We start from the raw sequence: 23,385 nt of genomic DNA, 5'->3' as shown, positions 1-23,385 counted from the left end.
TTTTTCTAAAAAAGATAAAATAGTTATTCGGCACATCGCTGCCCACTCTTTTATATTTTCGTAAATTTGCAGTTCAAAATACAAACTGTGTCTTTAGAACAACTCAAATTAAGCAAGCCTTTGGTATCGGTTATGACCGAGCTGGGCTATTTAAATGCAAAAGAAATCCAGGCGAGAAGCATGTCGCGCATTATTGGCGGCCAAGACCTGATCGCCGTTGGTCCAGAGGGCGCTGGCAAAACCACAACCTATGTACTGGCTACTTTAATGCGCATCAAATATGCTTTTGAAGAAGCACCTAGGGTATTGATTTTGGCGCCAACCAAAGAGAAGGTAGAGGAAGTAATTGCCCAGTTTGAATTGCTGAACAAAAATAAAACCATTCGTATTGTGGGCATTCATGCCGACGACAGCATGGAAAACCAGGTTAACTGGCTTACAGACGGCTGCGATATCGTAGTGGCTGTTCCGTCGAGGGCAAGAGCTGTGTATTTGAAACTAGGTCTCAATACCAATAAAATCCAGTTGATGGTAATTGATGATGCGGCCGAAATGGTGAAACAGGGAATGCAATTGCCGATTAACGAATTGGCCAACAGCATCCAAAAATGCCAACATTTGGTATTTACAGAGGTGATGCACGAGAAGCTGGAGAAAATGATCAGCAGCTTTATGCGTTTTCCTACATTGATAGAAGTTGAAGACTTGGGCGAAACCGTAGTAGAGACCCATCCGCAACTGTTGTATCAACTCCCTAATTTTAGGACCAAGCTCAATTTGCTCAACCTTTTGCTAAGGGATAGCGAGGTTTTTGATAAGGTTGTGGTGTTTGTCAATACGCGCTTAACCGCGCAAACTTTGTCTAAAGATCTTTTTGATGGCAAGGCCGGCGATATTTTTGTATACAAGCCTTTGTTTTTTGACGAAGCCGGATTTGATGACATCGAAGTTTTTAAGGCTGATGAAAATGCACGTGTGCTGATTGTTGCGAACGAAGGCTTAACCGATATGGACTTAAGTGGTATTCCGTTTTTGTTTCATTTCGAATTGCCTGCACAAAGAGAAATATATTTAGCAAGGGTAATTAAAAAGCAAGGTGGAGATGAAGTAATGGCGATTACGTTTGCCACCGATTTGGAACTTGCCGAAGTACGTAAAATAGAACAATCTATTGGCCAGAAATTAGAAGTGGCCGAACTGCCGGCTGATTTGCTGATCGAAGATACCGTAAAAGACAATTCTTCCAAAAACCGATCGAACAAGGAAGAGGCCGAGGAAGAAATTTTTGGCAAGGGTGCTTTCCATGAAAAAAAGAAAAGCAATGCCAAAACCAGCAATTTCGGTGCCGGCGAAAAGGCCGCAATGAGCAAGAAAAAGAAGCATAGCTAAAAAACTGTAAACTGTAAGCTGTTAACTGTTAACTGTTTTCGGAACGCTTGTTTCTGTGGAGGATTAAAGCCGGGTTATTTTGCCGGGCCTGCAACCAAGCATAGCAGAAGAGACGGTTGTTTTATAAACCCGATTGACAGCGATAGTTTGAGCAAAGCGAAAACTTTAGCAAAAAGCGGGACTAACGGTCGAATGCAAAACAGTTTTTGCTTTTCCCTAAAACAGTTAAAAACTTATCAAACCAGCTGTTGATTCTCGCAGTTTGGATTTAATTCGTAAGCTGCGTTGCTTTTTTGGCCATTTTATCCAAATAGCTGCTTGGAAAGATGGCATGGTTGTTTTTCTCCATTTTTGCCATCAGCTCTTTTATGTGTGCCTGTACCTTGGCTGGCAGGTTGTAAAAAGTAAGGTCGATTTGGGTTTTTCGGCCAGAATCTGTTACGCTATTTTGGTGTCTGATGGCTGTTTTTTGGCCTTTGTAATAAGTCAGGATTTTTAAGCGCCCATCATCATAGCCATTGATGCCGAAGGTGCCATACACCACAATGGGTTCGATCAATCCATCGCCATCTAGGTCGTTAAACTCGCAGTATTTGGTCCAAAACCATATAGAAGTTTCTATTTCTTCGCCCTTTGTTTCTGGGAATTTAAAATCGTTGATTTCCCATTTTTTAATCGCAACTCCTTTGTCGACCTTAAAATTAAAGGCTTTGATGGTATTATTGATGGTATCTTTTGCCTTCACCTTGTCTGAACTTTCTGAAAGGGCTACATAATAGCTGCCACTTTTATCTTTGTAGATATAGGCCCTGAAAATAGGGAAGCTGATGAGGTTCTTTTTATTGAAAGCCGGGGTGAAGAATTCGGCGGTTTCGGTTTTGTTCAATATTTGGCTGCTGGTACTGTCGCTTTGGGCATTTACCTGAAACGCAAAAACAAGCATACAGGCCAGTGCGTATATTTTCTTCATCTGAATAAGTTTAGCGGGGTAAAATTAAAGTTTCTTGGCTTCATTCCAATATACATCCATTTCGGCCAGCGTCATATCCTGTAGGGCCTTGCCGCTTTCTTTGGCCTTGCTTTCTAAAAACTGAAAGCGCTTGATAAACTTTTTGTTGGTTTTTTCGAGCGCATTTTCTGGATTAATGTTGATGAAACGGGCATAATTAACCAAAGAGAAAAGCAGGTCGCCAAATTCGCCTTCGGCCTTTTCGGCATCAATAGCCTCGTTTTCGACAATGTTAAATTCGTTTTTAAATTCTTGAAGCTCTTCTTCTACTTTTGCCCAAACCTGTTCTTTTTCTTCCCAGTCGAAACCCACGCCACGTGCTTTTTCCTGGATCCGGCTTGCCTTTACCAAGGCGGGCAATGAGCCTGGTACGCCACCCAATACCGATTTGTTGCCTTCTTTGAGTTTCAGTTGCTCCCAATTGCGCTTTACATCTTCTTCGTTGTTTACCTCTACATCGCCATAAATATGTGGATGGCGGTTAATCAGTTTATCGCAAACGCCGTTCAGTACATCGGTAATGTTAAATTCGTTGGTTTCGCTGGCAATTCGGGCATAAAAAACCAAGTGCATCATCAAATCGCCCAATTCCTTTTTGATTTCCTGCATGTCGCCGTCTAAAATCGAGTCGGAAAGTTCGTAGGTTTCCTCAATGGTAAGGTGCCTCAGTGTTTCCATGGTTTGTTTTTTGTCCCAGGGACATTGGGTACGCAAGGTATCCAGCACGGTAAGCAATCTTAAAAAGGCGGTATCTGGAGTTTGGGTAGCTAGAGGTGGAATATTGGCAGGCATATTAGTGGATAATATTGAAGGTAATCATTAAAGTAGTTAGCAAAAGTACGATAAGCCCGAATAAGAACATAATATCCGCCAGGCGTTCCATCTTTTTTGCACGCAAGGTAGTGCTCCGCATGGCCAAAAAGGAGAGGAGACAACTGCCCATAAACAAAATAATAGCCAGGGCTGCACCTTCGTCTATGTACGAAGATTGTGTGAGTTTAGAAATCTTTACCGAAGTGAGCACGATAAAACAAAATCCCAATAGGTTGGCCGAAGTATTTAAAATGTGTGGCGACCTGTTCTCGTTTTCCTTCATGCTATTCTGCTTCTTCGAGTTTGATTTTCTTGGTAATGCGGTAAACTTTTCGCTTTCTCGGATTGGCTTTCTGTTCTTCTCCCAATAAAATTCCCCAAGGAGTTAAGCCATCAACCCTTTCGAAAATAATTTTGAGCATGGCCAAATAAGGGATACACAGGAACATACCCGAAATGCCCCAAATCATTTCGCCCACTATAATGCCGATGAAAGCGAACAAAGCATTTATTTTCACTTTCGAACCCACGATCAATGGCATCAGCAGGTTACCATCGATGGTGTGTATGCCTACAAAAGCCAAAATTACAAACAAGGCTTTGGCCGCACCTGCCGTGGCAAAAGTGATGAGCGCACTGATGAGCAGTGCAGTAGAGATGCCCAGATAGGGAATGATGTTAAAGATACCGGCAATCAAGCCCAGCAAAATCGCATATTTCACTCCTAGTAAAGAAAGCGTAATGATCATCAAGGTAGAAACGATCAGCATTTGGAGAAATAACCCAGTAATGTATTTTTTGATGATCCGCTGGATTTCAGTTACGATTTCGGTTACTTTGGTTTTATGTTTCTCGGCGAAAACCGTGCTCAAAAAGGTAAAGAGCAATCGCCTGTAGTTGAGGATAAAAAACGTAAACAACAAGGTAAAAGCCAAAAACAACAGGCTCGAAGAAATGGTGAGCAGGGTAGAACCTACAAGAGTTGCCCCTGTAGCCAATGCCTTTTCTGCGCTATTGCTTAAATAGGTTTGTTGATTGGTTGCATTTACATGAAAAGTTTTAGAGATCCAATGCTGAATATCGTGAAAAGCAGCTGTGAGTTGCTTCACAAGCAAAGGCCAGTCTGCCCAAAGCTCGCTTAGCTGAGTACCGAAAAAGTACATGATGCCATAAATAGCGGCAATCATTACAACTACAGCAGTAATAGCGGCCAAACTTCGCTTAAACCTGAGCTTGCGTTCTAAAAAGTTGGCAAAGGGCAGGAGCAAAAAGGCCATTAGCAGAGAAAAAAGCAAAGGCGACAAAAGGCTTTTGCCCAAAATAGCCAGATAGCCGATCATGATAATGGAGAGCAGCGCTAACGCTAGTCTGGCAACAAAGGGTAACGATACTTCTTTCATGGCAGGTAAATTTGAAATAAATATAGATGAAAAATTTATAATTTGTTTGTCAGCTCGAACTTGATTCGGGAGCTATTCTCGAGGTCGATGCCAGATCGGGATCCAGCATGATAATTGATGGGTTAAAGACTACGGACTATTGCCTTTCCATCTTACCTTTTCCATTTTCCATCTCAAATTACCTTAATAGCTCTGATCATCTCTCTTTTGCCTGGTGCGCCTTGAAGTTTTTCAATTTGCATGCCACAAGCTTTTAAGGCTCTTTTCAAGTTTCCGGTTATGGCATAACTTACAAAAACGCCCCTTTGTTTTAAAAAACTGCAAGAATGGGCAATTAGCTCATCGCTCCACATCTCTGGCTGATGCCTCACCGAAAAAGCATCGTAGTACAAAAGATCAAATTGCTGGCTGCTGCTAAAATCTGCAAGGGTTGTATGGGCGATGTTCAACTTGCAAAAAGGGGAGAGCTCCTGTTGATGAACGAGCGCCTGTTCATAGTTTGTTATAAATTCCTGCCAGCTTTTTTCGGGCACATATTCATGATAACCCGTTTGGCCAATAAGGTCTAAAGGCAAGGGAAATGCTTCTATGCCGGTATAATCCAGTTTTTGTCCTTGTTCCTCGCAATAAGCCTTGCTCAAGATAAAATTTAACCCGGTACCAAAACCCACTTCCAGTATTTTGATTTCCTGACCTAGATTGAGGCTGCTGACAAACTTTAATCCAGCTTCTATAAAAACATGTTTGCTTTCTTGCAAAGCGCCATGGGCAGAATGGTAATGCTCGCCAATGGTTTCATTGAATAGCGTGTTGGAGCCATCGGCGGTTTTGGTCAGGATATTCATGGCACAAAGTTGCTAAAAAAATGCCCATTAAAAATTATCTTTAGCTCATGAATATTGAAAGCTTTAGAGAATTTTGTCTCAGTTTGCCTGGAACAACCGAAGGAATGAAATGGGAACACCTTTGTTTCATGATCGAAGAAAAAATGTTTGTCATCATCGCCTTAGAAGAGGGGAACAGTTTTTCTACCAAGTGTACGCCCGAAGAATTTGATGAACTGGTGGCAAGGGACGGTATCCGTCAGGCCTCGCATATGGCCAAAAGACAATGGGTGCTGATTGATCGTTTGGATCTATTAAGCGACGAAGAACTTAAAAACCGGGTAATGACTTCAAGGGCTCTAGTACTTGAAAAGCTTTCGAAAAAGGTGCAAGAGAAATATAAATAATCAACGATTTAAATAGAGGCCGTTACCTTTGAACTTGATTCAGGGTCTTTCTCGATATAGCTGCTGGATCGGGGTACAGCATGACGAATCTAGGCCGCTAATCCTGATATAACAAAAAAGCCTCCCAGTTACCCAGGAGGCTTTGCTTTTAAATATCTTACCAGATCTTAATTCTGTCTTCTGGTTTTTTGTAAAGCTTGTCTCCAGGCTTCACATTAAATGCTTCGTACCAGGCGTCCATGTTTACCGGAGCGCCAATGGTTCTGTACGGACCTGGCGAGTGCGAATCGGTTTTGATCAATTGAGCAGCAGCTTCTGGCAAAATATTGCCTCTCCATACTTGTGCCCACGATAAGAAGAAACGCTGATCTGGTGTAAAACCATCGATTTTCTCATTGCTTTGGCCTTGTTTGGTCATTTTAAAGGCAGTGTAAGCTGCGTTCAAGCCACCTAAGTCGCCGATATTTTCACCCATGGTCAATTTGCCCAATACGTGGATGGTGTCTACCACCGTGTAAGCACTGAACTGATCGCCCAAGGCTTTTGTTTTTTCGTTGAATTTAGCGCGGTCTTCGTCGGTCCACCAGTTTTTAAGGTTGCCATCTTTGTCATATTGGCTTCCGGTATCATCAAAACCATGGCTCATTTCGTGACCAATTACGGCACCAATACCACCATAATTTACGGCATCATCTGCATTTGGATCGAAGAAAGGAAACTGTAAAATTCCGGCAGGGAATACAATTTCGTTCATGGTAGGACTGTAAGAAGCATTCACAGTTGGTGGAGTCATTCCAAAACGCGTACGGTCAACAGGCTTGCCTAATCGGTTCACCATTTCATTGTAGCCCCAAGCACCCGCATTGCGCAAGTTTTGGAAATAAGTGCCTCTATTGATGTCTAAACCGGTATAAGTTTGCCATTTGGTGGTATAACCTACTTTAGGCGTAAAGGCATGCAGTTTTTCTAAGGCTCTCTTTTTGGTGGCATCGCTCATCCATTCCAAACCGTTGATCCTGATTTCGAAAGCCTTGCGCAGGTTGACAATCATTTGGTCCATGCGTACTTTCGCATCTGGCTTGAAATATTTAGCTACGTACAATTGGCCTAATAATTCGCCAATGGTACCGTCGGTTAAGGCCGACATGCGTTGCCAGCGTGGAGTTTGTACTTTTTGTCCGGTTTGTGCCTGTGTAAATGCAAAACTGGCTTTAACAAAAGGAGAACTCAAGTTATTCGCAGCTCCTTTTAAGATGTTCCACTCTAAGTACGTTTTCCAATCGGCCAAAGGAACCGAAGTCAACATGCCGTTTAGGTTCTTAAAGAAAGAAAGCGAGTTTACCAATACTGTATCTTGGCCATTTACCTTAAATTTAGGCATTAGGGTAGTCCAATTAATAGCTGGAGTTACTTTATTGAATTCGGCAACAGTTAGCTTGTTATAGGTTTTATATTGGTCGCGCATTTCGATACGGCTCATCTGGATTTCGGCTAATGCCTTTTCCAATTTAAAAACCGTTTCTGCTTTTTGGGTAGCGGCTGCTTCAGAGTTGCCAATGAGGCTAAACAACTTAACCATGTAGGTATGGTAAGCTGCTCTGATCCTTTGGCTTTGCGGATCGTCTTTTAAATAATAGTCGCGATCGCTCAAAGTGGTTCCGCCCTGAGAAATATTAACGAGGTATTTGGTTACGTTTTTCCTGTCTTGACCAACGCCAAAGCCAAACATGCCACCTCCAATACCCGAGGTACGCATGTAAGCAATATGATCTAACAAGCCTTGTACATCTTTTATTTGGTTGATTTTTTCCAGATCGGCCTTGATAGGAGTATAGCCCAATTTTTCGATAGTGGTGCTGTCCATGGCGGCCGCAAAGAAATCGCCTACACGTTTGGTTACCGAACCTGCAGGCGCACTTTTATCTGCTGCTGCGGTTTCTACCAAGCCTCTTACGGCCTGTGCATTAAATTCGCGAAGTTCGTTAAAAGATCCCCAACGTGTTTCTTTGGCTGGTACAGGATTGTTTTTGATCCAGGTTCCGCTGGCATATTGATAAAAATCATCACCTGGCTTAACGCTCAAATCCATATTTGCCGGGTCGATGTATTTTTTTGGTGCCTTTTGCGCCGAAGCTGCAAAACTGCCCGCCAAAATACCTGCTACTGCAAAATAGCTTTTCAATTGAATTTTCATACTTTATGGTTAAAATTAAAGATGAAAATTAAGAATTAGCCGATAAACTAAGGCATGATAATAGAAATATTACTTGTTGAACCAGTAATAGATTTTGCTTAAGCCAATTTTGCGGAGAATGTCAATATTAAATATTGTTAATCTGAACGATTTCATTGTTTTAGCTTTTATATCTTATTTAACATATTTTAACATCTTTTATTGTGCAAGCTTAAAAATCAGCAGTTTGAAAACCTCATTTTAGTGATTTAATATGTAATTTTGAATAATTCTAAATTAGAAATGGAAAAACACGAACATCCCCCACATACAGATGGCTGCTGCAGCCATGACCATTCGCATAGCCACGATGATGGCCATGATCACGACCATGGTGATGCTTCCTCCATCAAAACCTATTTGCCGGCGATTTTAAGTTTGGCGCTTTTGCTAAGTGCCATTGCTTTCGATCATTTTAAGCTGGGCTTTTTTACAGGCTACCTGCGTATCGTATGGTACTTGCTTGCCTATGCCATTGTGGCCTATTCTGTAGTGAAAGAAGCTGTGGTAACCATAGCCAAAGGCGATATTTTTACAGAATTCCTTTTGATGTCGCTGGCAACGATTGGTGCTTTGGCCTTGGGCGAATATCCTGAGGCAGTTGCCGTAATGCTTTTTTATACCATTGGCGAATTGTTTCAGGGTGCTGCGGTAGAGAAAGCCAAGAGAAACATCAAGGCACTGTTAGATGTAAGGCCAGATGTAGCCAACGTTTTACGCGAGGGCAAATTTGAAACCGTAAAGCCAGATACGGTTGCCATTGGCGAAACCATACAGCTAAAAGTAGGCGAGAAGGCGCCCCTAGATGGTGAACTGCTGAGCGATAGTGCCAGTTTTAATACAGCGGCGCTCACTGGCGAAAGTACGCCGAGAACCATCCGCAAAGATGAAGCTGTTTTGGCGGGTATGCTTAACCTCCATCAGGTGGTTACCTTAAAAGTGACGAAGAAATTTGCTGATAGCGCATTGTCGCGCATTTTGGAAATGGTGCAGTCGGCAACTTCTAGAAAAGCCAAAACCGAATTGTTTATCCGCAAGTTTGCCAGGATTTATACGCCTATTGTTTTCTTTTTGGCAGTGGCTTTGGTCGCTATTCCCTATTTTATAGTGGCCGATTACCAATTTCAGACCTGGTTGTACAGAGCTTTGGTGTTTTTGGTAATCTCTTGTCCTTGTGCCTTGGTTATTTCTATTCCATTGGGCTATTTTGGTGGCATCGGGGCGGCATCAGCGCATGGAATTCTATTTAAAGGCTCTAATTTTCTCGATGTAATTACCCAGCTCAATGTGGTGGTGATGGACAAAACCGGAACCTTAACCCAAGGCGTATTCAATGTAAAAGAAATCAAAGCCGAAATCGATGAAGCCAAATTTATGGCCTTGCTGGCTTCATTGGAATCGCAGTCTACCCATCCGATAGCCAAAGCCATTGTAAGCCATTATGGCGATCAGGAACTGCTCAAGGTGGCCGATGTGAAAGAAATTGCGGGCCACGGATTAACGGCTATGATCGAAGGACAGCAAGTAGGCGCGGGTAATGCCAAATTGCTTAAAAAGCTCAATATCGAATATCCAGATTTGATTAACGAGCAGGTAGAAACCATTGTGCTTTTGGCTGTTGATGGCAAGTACGCCGGTTATGCAATTATTGCCGACGAAGTAAAATCGGATGCCAAACAAGCGGTAGATGAATTACATGCCAACGGAATTAAACAGGTAGTAATGCTGAGTGGTGATAAAACGGCCATTACGCAGAAACTGGCCAAAGAGTTAGGCATCGATCAGGCCTTTGGCGATTTATTGCCAGAAGATAAAGTAACCAAATTAGAAGAAATCAAAAAAGATCCGCTCAACCGTGTGGCATTTGTAGGCGACGGTATTAACGATGCACCTGTATTGGCGCTCAGCGATGTAGGCATGGCCATGGGGGCAATGGGCAGCGATGCGGCTATTGAAACTGCAGACGTAGTAATCCAGAACGACCAGCCAAGCAGGATTGTTACGGCTATTAAAATTGGCAAAGCTACCAAGAGCGTAGTTTATCAGAATATTGGGTTGGCCTTTGTGGTGAAAGCGATCGTACTTATTTTAGGTGCTGGCGGACTTGCAACCATGTGGGAGGCTGTTTTTGCCGATGTTGGAGTCGCATTTCTGGCTATTTTAAATGCAATTAGAATTCAGAAAATGAAGTTTTAATTTGCTATTTATTTTAGTATATTTGGTTTGTGAAGGAGCATATAAAATATAAAATCCCAGAAGATGACGGTAAAAAGGTGTGGCAGTTCAATGATATTGACCTGTCGCTAACCTACAGTTATGCCCATTACCTCAATTGGCTTTTCGATGATCGCGTTGAGCTGATCAAAGGCAAGGTTTTTAAAATGAGTCCGGCGCCATCTCGCGTGCATCAGGAAATTTCAAGAAATCTGTTCTTTCCAATTGTTGCTTTTTTGAAAAACTATTCCTGTAAAGCTTATTCGGCGCCTTTCGATGTGCGCTTTCCAAAAGAGAGTACAGCCAACGAAGCCATTTACACCGTGTTGCAACCCGATATCTGCGTCATCTGCGATAAAAGCAAGCTCGATGATAAAGGCTGTATCGGCGCGCCCGATCTCGTCATCGAAATCCTCTCGCCAGGCAACAACAAAAAAGACCTGCTGTACAAGTACCAGGTTTATCAAGAGTTTGGCGTAAAAGAATATTGGGTGGTGAGCCAAAGCGATCAAACCATCTTAATTTATACTTTAATCGATGGTCGCTATCAGCCTTCAAAAATCTATACCCTAAGCGAGGTAGTTACTTCAGGTGTTTTGCCGGGCTTTAGCCTCAACCTAGATGAGGTCTTTACTGATTTGTAGGCAAATTCTGGCCAAACTGCAATAAATAGCCATTGTTGTCGTAAATGGCAAATTCCCTCATGCCATAATCAAAATCCTCGATTGGATAGCAAACTTTGGCTTTGTCTTTGAGTTCGTCCCAAATCTCATCAACGTTAGGCGTGTTGAAGTAAAAAGAACCTGTAAAAACTGCTTTTTCGAAACCAATATGTTCATTGGGCAAGCTCACGAAGAGTTGTACATTGTCTTTTTGCAGAAAAGCCCAATAGGTTGGCTCATCTGTTAGGCATGAAAAGCCAAGTATTTGGGTGTAAAATTCGATGGTTGCTGCAAATTGATTAGTAGAGATGCTGGGGGTTAATCGGTCTAGTTTCATGCTTGGTTTTAATCTATTCTAAATTACAAAATTAAGGGAAGTTTGTAAAGTTTTAAGGTTAATGTGGTTTAGCTGTAGACTGATCTTTATTTGGAAAACCAGTGGCGTTGCTTATCGGCAATTGTAGCCCTTCTTTCCGCTTTACTCCATTGCAATCCGTGTCCGCTCCAATAAGGTTTATCATTCAATGGAAGTGATAATGAAGAAGCTAGCTCAAAAACAGATCCTTCACTTCGTTCTGGATGACATACTTCCATAGCCCATTTCTTCGTCTGTTTTTTGCGAAAGTTTTGTCCCTTTGCGGTTAAAAACTGTCAACTGAAAATTGAGAACTGCGAATGCTTTTCCGCTTTAAAAATTCGCCCTAAAATCGTATTTTTGTGATTTAATCGATACAAATATAAATGAGCATTTCCACAAAATACGACCCTACGGCCGCAGAAGACAAATGGTACAGCTATTGGCTGGATAAAAAGTTTTTTCATTCAACACCTGATGAACGTGAACCTTATACCATCGTCATTCCGCCACCAAACGTAACCGGTGTATTGCACATGGGGCACATGCTCAACAATACCATTCAGGATGTGTTGATCCGTAAGGCCCGTATGCAAGGCAAAAATGCCTGCTGGGTACCTGGAACGGATCACGCGTCTATTGCTACCGAAGCAAAAGTTGTTGCGATGCTTAAAGAAAGAGGCATCAGCAAAAAAGATTTGAGTCGTGAAGAATTTTTGAAATATGCCTGGGAGTGGAAAGAGAAATACGGTGGCATTATTTTAGAACAGCTTAAAAAACTAGGTGCGAGCTGCGATTGGGACAGGACACGCTTTACCATGGAAGAAGATTTGTCTGAAGCGGTAATCGATAGTTTCATCCACTTGTACAAAAAAGGAAATATCTACCGTGGCGTGCGCATGGTAAACTGGGATCCTGCAGGTAAAACCGCCGTTTCCGACGAGGAAGTAATCCGTAAGGAAGTTAACCAAAAGCTATATTACATCAAATATGAGGTTAAAGGCGAAGGTGAGCCCTCAACCTTCTTAACCATCGCAACTACTCGTCCAGAAACCATTATGGCCGATAGTGCGATTTGTATCAACCCCAACGATGAGCGTTATACCCACTTGCATGGCAAAAAGGTTTTTGTGCCCTTGATCAACCGTGAAATTCCGGTGATCCAAGACGAGTACGTAACCATGGAGTTTGGTACTGGTTGTTTGAAAGTTACTCCGGCGCACGATTTGAACGATTATGAATTGGGCGTTAAGCATAAGCTTCCGGTTATCGATATCCTAAACGATGATGGTACTTTAAACGATAAGGCAGAAATCCTTATTGGTGAAGACCGTTTTGTGGCCCGTAAAAAGATTGCCAAAATGCTCGAAGAATGTGGGCATCTGGAGAAAGTTGAAGATTATAAATCGCAGGTAGGTTTTTCTGAACGTACCGATGCGGTGATCGAACCTAAATTGTCATTGCAATGGTTCAGCAAAATGGACCAATTGGCTAAACCGGCACTGGAAGATGTATTGAATGGAGAGGTAAAACTGATCCCCGAAAAATTCATCAATACCTATCGCCACTGGATGGAAAATGTGAGAGATTGGTGTATTAGTCGCCAGTTGTGGTGGGGGCAGCGTATTCCGGCCTGGTATTTCCAGCATGAAGAACCGGTTGTGGCCAAAACAAAAGCAGAGGCTATTGAAGAATTGATTAACCGCGTGCCAGAGCGCCGCGATTGGTCTGAAGAATCGAAAGCAGGTTTTAGGAAACAGGCCGACGAATTCATCAAGCAGGATGAGGATGTGGTTGATACCTGGTTTTCGTCGTGGTTATGGCCAATCACGGTTTTCGATGGCTTTAAAGATCCTCAAAATAAAGACTTCAACTACTACTATCCAACCAACGATTTGGTAACGGCACCAGAGATTTTGTTCTTCTGGGTAGCCCGAATGATCATGGCTGGACGTGAGTTTACGGGTAAAAAACCATTCACCAATGTGTATTTAACTGGTATTGTTCGTGATAAGTTGGGCAGAAAAATGTCTAAATCGTTAGGCAATTCGCCTGATCCGATAGGACTGATCGAAAAATATGGTGCCGATGGGGTTAGGGTAGGCATGCTGATGTCGTCTCCGGCAGGAAACGACTTGATGTTTGATGAAGCTTACTGCGAGCAGGGCCGAAATTTTGCCAATAAGATATGGAATGCCTTCCGTTTGGTAAAGGGATGGGAAGTTGACGAAAAATTAGCTAACCCTAACCAAAAAGCCATTGCCTGGTTCGAAAGCCGTTTCAGCGAAGCTTTGGCCGAAATCGAATCGAACTTTAAGCAATACCGTTTATCAGAAGCCTTAATGGCCACCTATAAATTGGTATGGGACGATTTCTGTGCCTGGTATTTAGAGATGATCAAGCCGCAGTACCAACACCCTATTGATGCCGAGACCAAGCAAATAACCATCCAGTATTTTGAGCAGATTTTAAGGTTGTTGCATCCTTTTATGCCTTTCTTAACCGAAGAATTGTATCATGATGAGCTGTTTGGCGAGCGAGCCGAAATGGATTGCTGTATCGTAGCCGATTATCCGGTAATTGGTCAGGTTAATGAACAACTGCTAAAAGAGGCCGAATTGGTAAAGGGTTTGGTTTCTGAAATCAGAAATGTAAGAAACATGCGCCAGCTTTCGCCAAAAGAGGCATTGCCAATGGCCATCAAAGTTAATTCAGGCCTTGATTACCAGCAATGGGAAAACATCATTTTCAAATTGGCCAACATCGATCAAATAGAATTGGTAAACGATAAAGTTGCTGGTGCGGCCAGTTTTATGGTGGGCAACGACGAGTTCTTTATCAGCTTAGGCGATACGATTGATGCTGATGCAGAAAAAGAGCGCCTGACTAAAGAATTGGAATACCTGCGAGGCTTCTTGAAATCGGTTGATGCGAAATTGGGCAATGAGCGTTTTGTACAGAATGCAAAGCCTGAGATCATTGCCAACGAACGCAACAAAAAAGCTGATGCCGAATCTAAAATCGCAATCATTACCGAGAGCTTAGCGACATTGGAGGGTTAATATGAAAAAAGCACTGATTTTAGCTGTTTGCATTATTTTTGGAACCAATTTGTATGCCCAAAAAGTAAGTCAAACGAAAGATTCATCTAAATCGAAAATACCCACATTCTTTACTTCTAAAAGTATTGATTCTGTTTACCAGAACCTATTAAAAGCAAATCCAAAACCGATTGTGATAGTTGACGGAGAAATAGCTACAGTTGCCGTACTCAAGCCTTGGGATGTATCTAAAATAGAATTTGTTGAGGTCTTGACTAAAGACCAAGCCATAACTATTTATGGTCAAGCAGGAGCTAAAGGCGTAGTAAGGTTTATACCTAAGCGAAATAGTAGCATCCCTTATACCTGGTCGGAGTCTCCTCGACAGGAGTGGAAAGCTGAAGATACGACAGTGTACAACAATGCAACGCCAGATATTTTGATGCCATCATATCCTAGAGGTTTAGAAAAACTTTCTCAATTTGTGAAAGAAAACACTATTTATCCGGAAGCAGCTAGAAAGAATAAAATTGAAGGAGAAGTATTGCTTTCTTTTATCGTGGATAAAGATGGGAAGGTAACTAATGTTAAAATAGATAAAGGCTTGGGGCATGGCTTGGATGAAGAAGCAAAAAGACTGATTAGCCTTAGGAGATGGAATCCCGCTATATTAAAAGGACATCCGGTTAGGGCATCTTATAGTTTGCCTATTGTGTTTAAGCTAAATTGATATGAACTTTTGGAAGGTTAACAGGAAAGAATTTAAGCTTGTATTTGTAGGATTGGCATTATGTTTTGTGGCCTGCCAGAGCAATCAAAAGAAGGCAGAACAGCCAGATACGGTAATTTTGGATGCATCTATTAGCCAAGATGCAGAGACGCCACCTCCGCCAATTGACAGTACAACAGTTGCTGGTACAAGCTTAAAACCAAATCCGAACAATATTGTGGTGAGCTGCGAAGGCGTGGGGAAAATCACTTTTGATGATACTTATGAGGACGTAATAGGCAAGGCAGGCAAGGAAAACGTAAAGCTGGATTCGGTTTTTGTGAATGGGGTGTTTCAGCATACCTTCGCTACCAAGGTTTGGAAGGGTACAGCTGGCGAGTTGACCATTAACTGGCAAGAAAGCGCGCAGCCTTACGAAACGATCCAGAATATAATCATCGATCAGCCGGGCTCAACTTATGTGCTTCAAAATGGTTTAAAATTGGGCAGTCCGCTTTCTTTGGTAAACAAGTTAAATGGCAAGCCAGTAATGCTGATTGGCTTTGCGGGTAAAAACGCAGGTACTTTAATGAGTTTTGATGGAGGAAATTTAACCAATCAAATTCCTTGTGTAAGAGGTGTTTTTGCCCTGCCTAAAATGAAGTCGTACCCTAAAGAAGTGAATGCTGTGCTTACCGCCAATTTGGTACAATCGAACCAAACCGCTTTTAAGATTTATGATCCAGCTTTGGTTAAAATAATTGTCAACTCAAAAAGATAAAACATGAAGAAATTAGTTTTGATCCTTGCAGTAGCCGTTTTAGTTGCCTGTACTAGCAAAAAAGCAGAAGAAAAAACAAACAGCTCTACTATTTTTATCGAGCAAAACCTAAACGAGTTTATTGCCAAAAATCCCGACTGGACCAAAGATGAGACCAGCTTGGATACCACTACAGAGAACTTTAAGCGCTGGGCGATTAGGCTGAGCAATGAGCCAGGATTTTTAAAGGATATGCCTTTGCAACTGAAAAGCCTGACTGATACCATTGTTAGCGGACAAACTTTTAAGCTAGCCAAATTTGTAGGTTATAACGATAAGGCAAGACCAAAAGGTTCTTTGTTGAATTATATTCAGCTTCAAGTTAATGGCATTATGCCTGATGATATTGTGAAAACGGTAGCATTGGATAAAAAATACACCATCAGTGGCAATTTATACAAGCAAGGTAAAAGAGCCGATGTGAAGTTTATCAACGTGTCTGATTTTAAGGGCTACGATGTTGGCAAATACACCTTTTCTATTACAGCAGTAAAGCCTTTATAAAAAGGTTCATTGGTGTCATTGGTTCATTGGAGGATTGGTTAATTGGTCATTAGCTTATTGGTATCGTTTGCCATTCCGACGTACGAGGAACCCGATAAGTAGGTTCTTTCTAAATCAGATCCTTCACTTCGTTCTGGATGACAATTTTTGTCATTCCGACGCGCGAGGAATCCAATAAGCACAGTTCTTCTTTCTAAATCAGATCCTTCACTTCGCTCTGGATGACAATTTGGTTTAGGAATTTGATAGGAGCAATACTCTTATTTAACGGTAGGCAATGCGATAATAGCTGTATAGGCACCTGTTCCTAAACCCGATAGCATGGAAAGCCCGAAGCCGAGGTACGAGGCGAGGACTTGAAAGGAGAGCGGGACTGACGCTCAAATGGAATGCTCACTAGCTTTTCTATAAAATAGGAAATTGGCGTTCTTCTTCACAACAATACTGTTTCCAATATTTTTAGCCACAGATTAACAGAATAGATGGAGTTTGCAATTGCCGGTTTTCAGTTGATGCATCTTCCATATCCATCTTACCTCTTCCCTCAACCCTCCGCCTTTAATCAACCATCTTGGCAATTAGCTAAGCCCAAGTAGCTTTGTAATTAAAATATTATCTGTCAGGCTATTAATTATGAACGAAAAATCTTATTATTGATTAGGTTAAACGATTAACCTGCCGGATAAACTTTTTCACTCATTTATTTATCGTTCTGAAATGGATCACACTAGAAGAACATTTATCAAGCAATCAGCATTGCTTGCAGCCGCTACTTATGCCGGTACGCTTAGTACAAGCGCAAAAAGCTATAATCGAATTATTGGCGCAAACGATCGGGTTCGGGTTGGCGTAGTTGCCTTCTCTGATAGATTTAGGGAAACGCTATTCCCTTGTTTCCAAAACCACTACAAAGAACTGAACTTTGATATCGTTGGGCTTTCAGACCTATGGTCGTACCGCAGGGATTTGGGTACCTCTTTTCTCAAAGAAAAACTGGGATCCGATGTGCAGAGCTGTCGCAATAACGACGAACTGTATGCCATGAAAGATTTGGATGCCGTTATTATCAGTACAGCTGATTTTCAACACGCCCTGCACACCATAGAAGCGGTAAAGGCAGGTTGCGATGCCTATGTAGAAAAGCCGTTTGCCGAAACCATGGACGATGCAAAAGCAGCGTTGAAAGCGGTTAAGGCCAGCAATAAAATTGTACAGATCGGTTCGCAGCGCCGCAGTGGCGAAAATTATAAAAACGCCGCCAGTTATATTCAAGAAGGTAAATTTGGTCCCATTACCGCTGTTGATCTGGTTTGGAATGTAAACCAGCCAGGACGTTGGCGCAGGCCATCCCTGGTAGAAAAACTAAAACAGGAAGATACCGATTGGAAACGCTTTTTGCTCAATCGCCCTGCCGATACCTGGGATCCGCGCAAATATTTGGAATATCGTTTGTTTTGGCCTTACTCATCGGGTATGCCGGGCCAATGGATGTCGCACCAGATTGATACGGTGCACTGGTTTACGCAACTGCAGCATCCGCGTAGCGTAGTAGCCAATGGTGGAATTTACACTTGGAAAGACGGGCGCAAAAACTGGGATAGCATGGTGGCCGTATTTGATTATGGCAAACCCGATACCAGCGATGGTTTTCAGGTTACTTTCACCTCGAGAATGCAAAATAGCGTAGGCGATGTGGGCGAAGTTTATTATTCGAACGGAGGAGAGCTTAATTTGATCACCAATAAAGTATCGCCAAAGGGCGGACTGGGCGAAAAAGAAGCCGCTGCCATGGGCATGAAAGCCAACCTTTTGGGCAACTTCGACCTTTCTAAAAAAGAAATCAAAACCGCTACTGGCGCCAGCATGGGTGGCGATGCGCTTACTTCGGGTCACATGCGCAACTGGATGGAATGCGTACGCAGCAGACAAACGCCAAATGCGCCAGTGGAAGCCGGTTATTACCATTCTATAGCTAATATCATGACCAATGCTGCGGTGCATACCGGAGCAAAAGCTACCTTCGATGAGCAAAAGCAGGAAGTAATGGCCAATGGCAAAATTTTTAAATACTAATCTACCAAACCTATCATTTACAATCCCCAATATGATGAAGTTAAACACAATTACCTTAGCGCTGTCCCTGCTTGGCCTCACCACGGCTGTACAAGCACAAAAAACTACTCCTTTATTTGATGGCAAAACCTTAAAAGGCTGGAAAGCCATTGTAGGTTCGGCCCCTTATGCCATAGAAAACGGCATGATCATCGGTACCATGGCTAAAGGATCGCCCAATTCGTTTTTGGTAACCGAAAAAGAGTATGGTGATTTCATCTTGGAATTAGATGTAAAACTAGAAGGTACCGAAACCAATTCTGGCGTGCAGACCAGGAGCCATTTTGATCCGGCCGGTAATAAAGGCAAAGGAATGGTTTATGGTCGCCAAATGGAAATAGACCCATCGGCCAGGGCATGGACGGGTGGCATTTATGATGAAGCCCGCAGACAATGGCTTTATCCGTTAGCACTTAATCCGAAGGCAACATCGGCCTATAAAGTTGAGGAGTTTAACCACTATAAAATCGAATGCATTGGCAATGAAACCAAAACCTGGGTAAACGGAGTTCCTGTTGCCTATGTAATTGATACGGTAGACAAAAAAGGCTTTATCGGGTTGCAGGTGCATGGCATTGGTAATAACCTCAAACTGGATGGCAAAAAAGTTTATTTTAAAAACATCAATATCCAAACGGAAAACCTAAAACCTCAAGCTTTTCCGAAGGGTATTTATACGGTGAATTTTACCCCAAATCAACTTTCGGCGTACGAGAAATCCAATGGCTATCGTTTGTTGTTCGATGGCAAAACAAATACCGGATGGATTGGCGCTTATAAAACCGCTTTTCCGGCAAAAGGCTGGGACATTGCCAATGGCGAATTAACGGTGCTGCCATCAAATGGTGCAGAATCGACCAATGGTGGCGATATTGTAACCAAAGAAGAGTTTTCGGCATTTGACCTTTCTTTCGATTTTAAATTGTCTGAAGGTGCAAATAGTGGCCTAAAATATTTTGTTACACTAGCCGAAAAGAATACCGGATCGGCTATTGGACTTGAGTATCAGGTATTGGATGATGAAAGGCACCCAGATGCGAAACTGGGCCGAGATGGCAACAGAACCTTGGCTTCGTTATATGATTTGATCACCGCCAAAAAAGAAGCTCGTTTCTTGCATCCAATTGGAGCCTGGAACAGTGCCAGGGTGGTGGTTTATCCGAACAACAAAGTAGAGCATTACCTTAACGGCGTAAAAGTGCTGGAATATAATAGAGGTTCTGAAGAGTTCAAAAAACTGGTGGCACTAAGCAAGTATAAGGTTTGGGAAAATTTTGGCGAAGCACCTAAGGGCCATTTGCTGTTGCAGGATCATGGCAATAAGGTGAGCTTTAGAAGTATTAAAATCAAGACTTTGTAAATGCACCGTCGGAGTTTTATTCAAAAATCGGCTTTATTGGGGTCGGGTTTGCTATTGTCTGACCAGTTGATGGCAAACCTGGCTGCCGAGCCTATCAAAATAGCGATGATTGGCTGCGGCGATCGTGGCAAGGGCGTACTTTCTGTGATTAAAAAGATGCCCGAGCTGTTTAAAATAACCGCCTATTGCGATGTGCTCGATTTCAGGTTGACTGAAACCAAACCCTATGTGCCCGATTCGGCCGAAGCCATCAAAGACTACCACAAAATTCTCGATGACAAGAACATCAGTGCCGTATTTATCGCCGTGCCCCTAAACATGCATTTTAAAATTGCAAAAGATGCGGTACTTGCAGGTAAACATGTGTATGTAGAAAAAACAATGACCTACGATACTGCTCAGGCAATTGCTTTGAGAAAACTGGTGAAGCAATACCCTAAACAGGTGTTTCAGGTAGGCTATCAGTACCGTTATTCGCCTTTGTACTTTAAGGTGAAGGAGATGATCCAGAGTGGGTATATCGGCAAGGTTTCGCAAATAGATTGTAGATGGGACAGGAACGGAAACTGGCGAAGGGCAGTGCCCGACCCCAGTTTAGAAAGACAGATCAACTGGCGCATGTATAAGGAATACTCTGGAGGCTTGCCGGCCGAACTGCTTTCGCACCAAATCGATTTCATCAATTGGGCCTTCGATACCCAGCCAGATGAGATTATAGGAACCGGAGGCATCGATGTATTTAAAGATGGCAGGGAAACCTACGATAATGTGCAGGCTACGTTAAGGTATAAAAATGCAGGGATGATTGGTAATTTTGGCGCTACCTGTGGCAATGCCCATGATGGTTATTTGTTTAAGATCAAAGGGACCAAAGGTTCGGTTTCCTTATTAACCAATACAGGTACTTTTTATCCCGAAAAGGCATTGGCCAAAGAATTAGGTATTGTTGATGGCGTAACCAGCGCCACTAAGATTGCGCCCAACGCCGATGGGGGCATCCCAATTTTAGAGAAGCCAACCATTGACGGTACCAATTATGCCTTAAATGCTTTTTACAAGGCAATAACAGAAGGAATTGTGCCGGTTTCGAACATCGATACGGGCACCAAGGCCTCTATTTGCGTAGCCATGTGCAACGAAGCCATTTATTCAGGGCAAAAACAATCGTGGAAAAAGGAGTACAATTCTTAAAGGTGGCAGACTTGTTGTGGAATTCTATAAAATATTTGTCACGTTGAGCTTGTCGAAACGTCGTATTGATCGGTCTTCGACAGCTCAGACTGACATATTTAATTGAAAATTATAAATCCTTATAGTTCGGCAGCTCAGCTACAAACAGAAACTTGCTGTTGGCATGGTCTATTTGGGCATGGTAATGCTGCAAGCCGTTGCTTACCACCAGCCAAGGTGCTTTGTACACCGAATTGTAACGTGCAGCTTGGTCGAACGTGGCTTGGGTAATGGCCACCGAAGGCGCCTTGCACTCAATAACCATGATCTTTTGGCCCAAGTTGTTGTAAACCAAAATGTCGCTTCTTTTGCGTGTTTGGTTAAGGCTTAAACCACCTTCAATTTGCAATAATGTCGCCGGGAACCCTTTTTCTTTAATGAGGAAACAGATAAAATGTTGCCTTACCCATTCTTCGGGCGTTAATACCAGGTGCTTTTTACGGATTTCATCAAAAATGAAATACACCTCGTCTTTTTGGGTAATCTTAAAAGGATGTGGTGGTAAGTTAAGCGGTGTGGGATTAAAGGGCATCGTTGGCAGTTATCAGTTGTTGGTTGACAGTTATCAGTTGGCAGTTATCGGTTTTTAGTTGATAGTTAATGGTCAATAGTCCATAGCTTATTTGGCCTATTGTTATTCGAGCTAGCCATCTTGCTACTTGATACTCGATACTTGCTACTCGCTATACTCAAGAGCAAATATACTATCTCAAATCTAATTTAAATCGTAATTTTACGGCAATGAGCGCGGTTGAGATTATAAAAGATTTAAAGGCAAGAAAATTCAAACCTTTGTACCTGTTGCAGGGAGAAGAGCCTTATTACATTGATCAGGTAGTGGATTACATGGAGAAACATGTGCTGAGCGATGGCGAAAAGGGCTTTAACCAAACCGTGCTTTATGGCAAGGATACCGATATGGCTACCATTTTAAATGCGGCCAAGCGTTACCCTATGATGGCCGAATACCAGCTGATCGTGGTAAAAGAAGCACAAGACCTGAAATGGGCCAAAGAAACCGAGGGTAGTGGCAAAGAAGCCGAAGTAGCGCTCAATTATTTCGAGAAGCCTTTGCCGAGCACTATTCTCGTATTGGCTTATAAATATGCTAATTTTGATAAGCGCAAGAAGATCTATAAAGCCATCGCCAATAATGGAGTGGTTTTTCAGTCAGACCCGGTACGCGACTACAAATTGATGCCTTGGATTGAAGACCATATCAAAGAGAAGGGCTATAAAATTGCCCCGCAGGCCGTTGCGCTGATGGCCGAATATTTAGGAACTGATCTATCTAAAATTGCGAATGAGGTAGAAAAGCTTTGCTTGAACATTAGCAAAGATGCGACCATCCAAACAGATGATATCCAGAGGAACATCGGGATTAGCAAGGAATATAATGTATTTGAGTTGCAGAAGGCATTGGCTACGCGAAATGTGCTCAAATGCAACCAGATCGTCAATTATTTTGCAGATAATCCAAAGGCAAATCCAATGGTGATGGTAATGGCCAATCTGAGTGCCTATTTTACCAAGATCCTTAAATACCATTACCTGCCCAATAAAAACGATGCCGCCAAGGAACTGGGGGTCAATCCTTATTTTGTTAAAGATTATGAATCGGCTGCCCGCACATTCAGCATTGGAAAAACCTTCGATATCATCAGTATTCTCAGGACCTACGATTTAAAGAGCAAAGGCTTAGACAGTACCGGAAACACCACAGATGGTGAGCTGTTGAAGGAGATGCTGTTTAAGATGATCCACTAGGATGGAAAATGGAAGATGGAAAATGGAAGAAGGGGAAGGTAAGATGGGGGGTATGATGGGTTCTTTTCTAGATTTTAAACAAAACGCTAAACGTAAAACATACAACATACCACATAAAAACTCTTCAAGTTATGCTACAAGGACTCAGAACTATCGTTTATCATGTTAACGACCTCGAAAAAGCCAAAGAATGGTACCTGCAGGTTTTCGGAATTACCCCTTATTTTGATGAGGTTTTTTATGTAGGCTATAATGTTGGTGGTTTTGAACTCGGCTTAGATCCGGATCCATCGACTTACCAAACAGGAAATCAATCCATCACCTATTGGGGCGTTGAAGATATCAAAACCTCCTTCGAGAAAATCGAATCTCTAGACGTAAAAGTACACGAAGCACCTAAAAACGTGGGTGGACCAATCTGGGTAGGCAGTATTTACGATCCCTTTGGCAATATTGTAGGCCTGATCGAAAATCCGGAGTTTCAAGGCTAAGTAAAAGGTAGGATGGAGGAGGGGAGATGGAAGATGGGAAAATCT

Annotated in this window: 21 protein-coding genes; 13 read left to right on the top strand and 8 right to left on the bottom strand. The window is 42.4% G+C overall.

The window, feature by feature from the left end:
- Nucleotides 1-87 precede the first annotated feature (87 nt).
- Entirely contained in the window at nt 88-1,389 is a 1,302-nt protein-coding gene (locus tag AC570H_RS11125) for a DEAD/DEAH box helicase (RefSeq protein WP_497354693.1), read from the top strand.
- 268 nt (nt 1,390-1,657) lie between these two features.
- Here the strand turns inward: AC570H_RS11125 and AC570H_RS11120 are convergent, their stop codons facing one another.
- The 5 genes from AC570H_RS11120 to mnmC2 form a co-directional block, all read right to left on the bottom strand.
- Nucleotides 1,658-2,359, bottom strand: a complete 702-nt coding sequence (locus tag AC570H_RS11120; RefSeq protein WP_497354691.1) for a M949_RS01915 family surface polysaccharide biosynthesis protein — start codon at nt 2,357-2,359, stop codon at nt 1,658-1,660.
- Between the two features lie 24 nt (nt 2,360-2,383).
- Nucleotides 2,384-3,190, bottom strand: coding sequence for a nucleoside triphosphate pyrophosphohydrolase (gene mazG / locus AC570H_RS11115; RefSeq protein ID WP_497354689.1), 807 nt, complete (start codon nt 3,188-3,190; stop codon nt 2,384-2,386).
- Between the two features lies 1 nt (nt 3,191).
- On the bottom strand, nt 3,192-3,494 hold the full coding sequence (locus AC570H_RS11110; RefSeq protein ID WP_497354687.1) for a hypothetical protein: 303 nt from the start codon (nt 3,492-3,494) through the stop codon (nt 3,192-3,194).
- A gap of 1 nt (nt 3,495) precedes the next feature.
- Nucleotides 3,496-4,611, bottom strand: coding sequence for an AI-2E family transporter (locus tag AC570H_RS11105; protein WP_497354685.1), 1,116 nt, complete (start codon nt 4,609-4,611; stop codon nt 3,496-3,498).
- Between the two features lie 173 nt (nt 4,612-4,784).
- Nucleotides 4,785-5,456 carry a tRNA (5-methylaminomethyl-2-thiouridine)(34)-methyltransferase MnmC2 gene (gene mnmC2, locus AC570H_RS11100; protein ID WP_497354683.1) on the bottom strand — a complete coding sequence of 224 codons (672 nt, stop codon included), beginning with the start codon at nt 5,454-5,456 and terminating at the stop codon, nt 4,785-4,787.
- 47 nt (nt 5,457-5,503) lie between these two features.
- On the opposite strand from mnmC2, the gene AC570H_RS11095 reads away from it, so the two are divergent.
- Nucleotides 5,504-5,842, top strand: a complete 339-nt coding sequence (locus AC570H_RS11095) for an MmcQ/YjbR family DNA-binding protein (RefSeq protein ID WP_497354681.1) — start codon at nt 5,504-5,506, stop codon at nt 5,840-5,842.
- A 157-nt stretch (nt 5,843-5,999) separates the two neighbouring features.
- On the opposite strand, the gene AC570H_RS11090 is transcribed toward AC570H_RS11095, so the two are convergent.
- Nucleotides 6,000-8,036, bottom strand: a complete 2,037-nt coding sequence (locus AC570H_RS11090) for a M13 family metallopeptidase (RefSeq protein ID WP_497354679.1) — start codon at nt 8,034-8,036, stop codon at nt 6,000-6,002.
- Between the two features lie 282 nt (nt 8,037-8,318).
- On the opposite strand from AC570H_RS11090, the gene AC570H_RS11085 reads away from it, so the two are divergent.
- Nucleotides 8,319-10,271, top strand: a complete 1,953-nt coding sequence (locus AC570H_RS11085; protein ID WP_497354677.1) for a heavy metal translocating P-type ATPase — start codon at nt 8,319-8,321, stop codon at nt 10,269-10,271.
- A 29-nt stretch (nt 10,272-10,300) separates the two neighbouring features.
- Nucleotides 10,301-10,933, top strand: coding sequence for a Uma2 family endonuclease (locus tag AC570H_RS11080; RefSeq protein ID WP_497354675.1), 633 nt, complete (start codon nt 10,301-10,303; stop codon nt 10,931-10,933).
- Here the strand turns inward: AC570H_RS11080 and AC570H_RS11075 are convergent.
- Nucleotides 10,920-11,288, bottom strand: a complete 369-nt coding sequence (locus AC570H_RS11075) for a VOC family protein (RefSeq protein ID WP_497354673.1) — start codon at nt 11,286-11,288, stop codon at nt 10,920-10,922. The genes AC570H_RS11080 and AC570H_RS11075 overlap by 14 nt on opposite strands.
- 404 nt (nt 11,289-11,692) lie before the next feature.
- Between AC570H_RS11075 and AC570H_RS11070 the strand changes: the two genes are divergently transcribed.
- The 7 genes from AC570H_RS11070 to AC570H_RS11040 all read left to right on the top strand — a co-directional run bounded on the left by AC570H_RS11070 (nt 11,693) and on the right by AC570H_RS11040 (nt 21,043).
- Complete coding sequence (locus AC570H_RS11070; protein ID WP_497354671.1) at nt 11,693-14,368, top strand: valine--tRNA ligase; 2,676 nt, start codon at nt 11,693-11,695, stop codon at nt 14,366-14,368.
- Between the two features lies 1 nt (nt 14,369).
- Complete coding sequence (locus AC570H_RS11065; protein ID WP_497354669.1) at nt 14,370-15,077, top strand: energy transducer TonB; 708 nt, start codon at nt 14,370-14,372, stop codon at nt 15,075-15,077.
- A 1-nt stretch (nt 15,078) separates the two neighbouring features.
- Nucleotides 15,079-15,837 carry a hypothetical protein gene (locus AC570H_RS11060; RefSeq protein ID WP_497354667.1) on the top strand — a complete coding sequence of 253 codons (759 nt, stop codon included), beginning with the start codon at nt 15,079-15,081 and terminating at the stop codon, nt 15,835-15,837.
- Nucleotides 15,838-15,840: 3 nt separating this feature from the next.
- Nucleotides 15,841-16,380, top strand: coding sequence for a hypothetical protein (locus tag AC570H_RS11055; RefSeq protein WP_497354665.1), 540 nt, complete (start codon nt 15,841-15,843; stop codon nt 16,378-16,380).
- 717 nt (nt 16,381-17,097) lie between these two features.
- On the top strand, nt 17,098-18,453 hold the full coding sequence (locus AC570H_RS11050) for a Gfo/Idh/MocA family protein (protein WP_497354663.1): 1,356 nt from the start codon (nt 17,098-17,100) through the stop codon (nt 18,451-18,453).
- A gap of 34 nt (nt 18,454-18,487) precedes the next feature.
- Nucleotides 18,488-19,852, top strand: coding sequence for a 3-keto-disaccharide hydrolase (locus AC570H_RS11045; protein ID WP_497354914.1), 1,365 nt, complete (start codon nt 18,488-18,490; stop codon nt 19,850-19,852).
- Nucleotides 19,853-21,043, top strand: a complete 1,191-nt coding sequence (locus AC570H_RS11040; RefSeq protein ID WP_497354661.1) for a Gfo/Idh/MocA family protein — start codon at nt 19,853-19,855, stop codon at nt 21,041-21,043. It begins immediately after the preceding gene.
- A gap of 109 nt (nt 21,044-21,152) precedes the next feature.
- On the opposite strand, the gene AC570H_RS11035 is transcribed toward AC570H_RS11040, so the two are convergent.
- Nucleotides 21,153-21,614 carry a type I restriction enzyme HsdR N-terminal domain-containing protein gene (locus AC570H_RS11035; RefSeq protein ID WP_497354659.1) on the bottom strand — a complete coding sequence of 154 codons (462 nt, stop codon included), beginning with the start codon at nt 21,612-21,614 and terminating at the stop codon, nt 21,153-21,155.
- A gap of 209 nt (nt 21,615-21,823) precedes the next feature.
- Here AC570H_RS11035 and holA point away from each other — a divergent pair, with 209 nt between their 5' ends.
- The gene (gene holA, locus AC570H_RS11030; protein WP_497354657.1) at nt 21,824-22,849 is read left to right on the top strand and encodes a DNA polymerase III subunit delta; all 1,026 of its coding nucleotides are present in this window, start codon (nt 21,824-21,826) and stop codon (nt 22,847-22,849) included.
- 131 nt (nt 22,850-22,980) lie between these two features.
- On the top strand, nt 22,981-23,340 hold the full coding sequence (locus AC570H_RS11025) for a VOC family protein (protein WP_497354655.1): 360 nt from the start codon (nt 22,981-22,983) through the stop codon (nt 23,338-23,340).
- Nucleotides 23,341-23,385: the final 45 nt, after the last annotated feature.

The sequence above is a fragment of the Pedobacter sp. B4419 genome, from assembly GCF_059693725.1.
The sequence above is the reverse complement of the archived record's forward strand: the minus strand, read 5'-3'. Positions and strand labels throughout refer to the sequence as shown.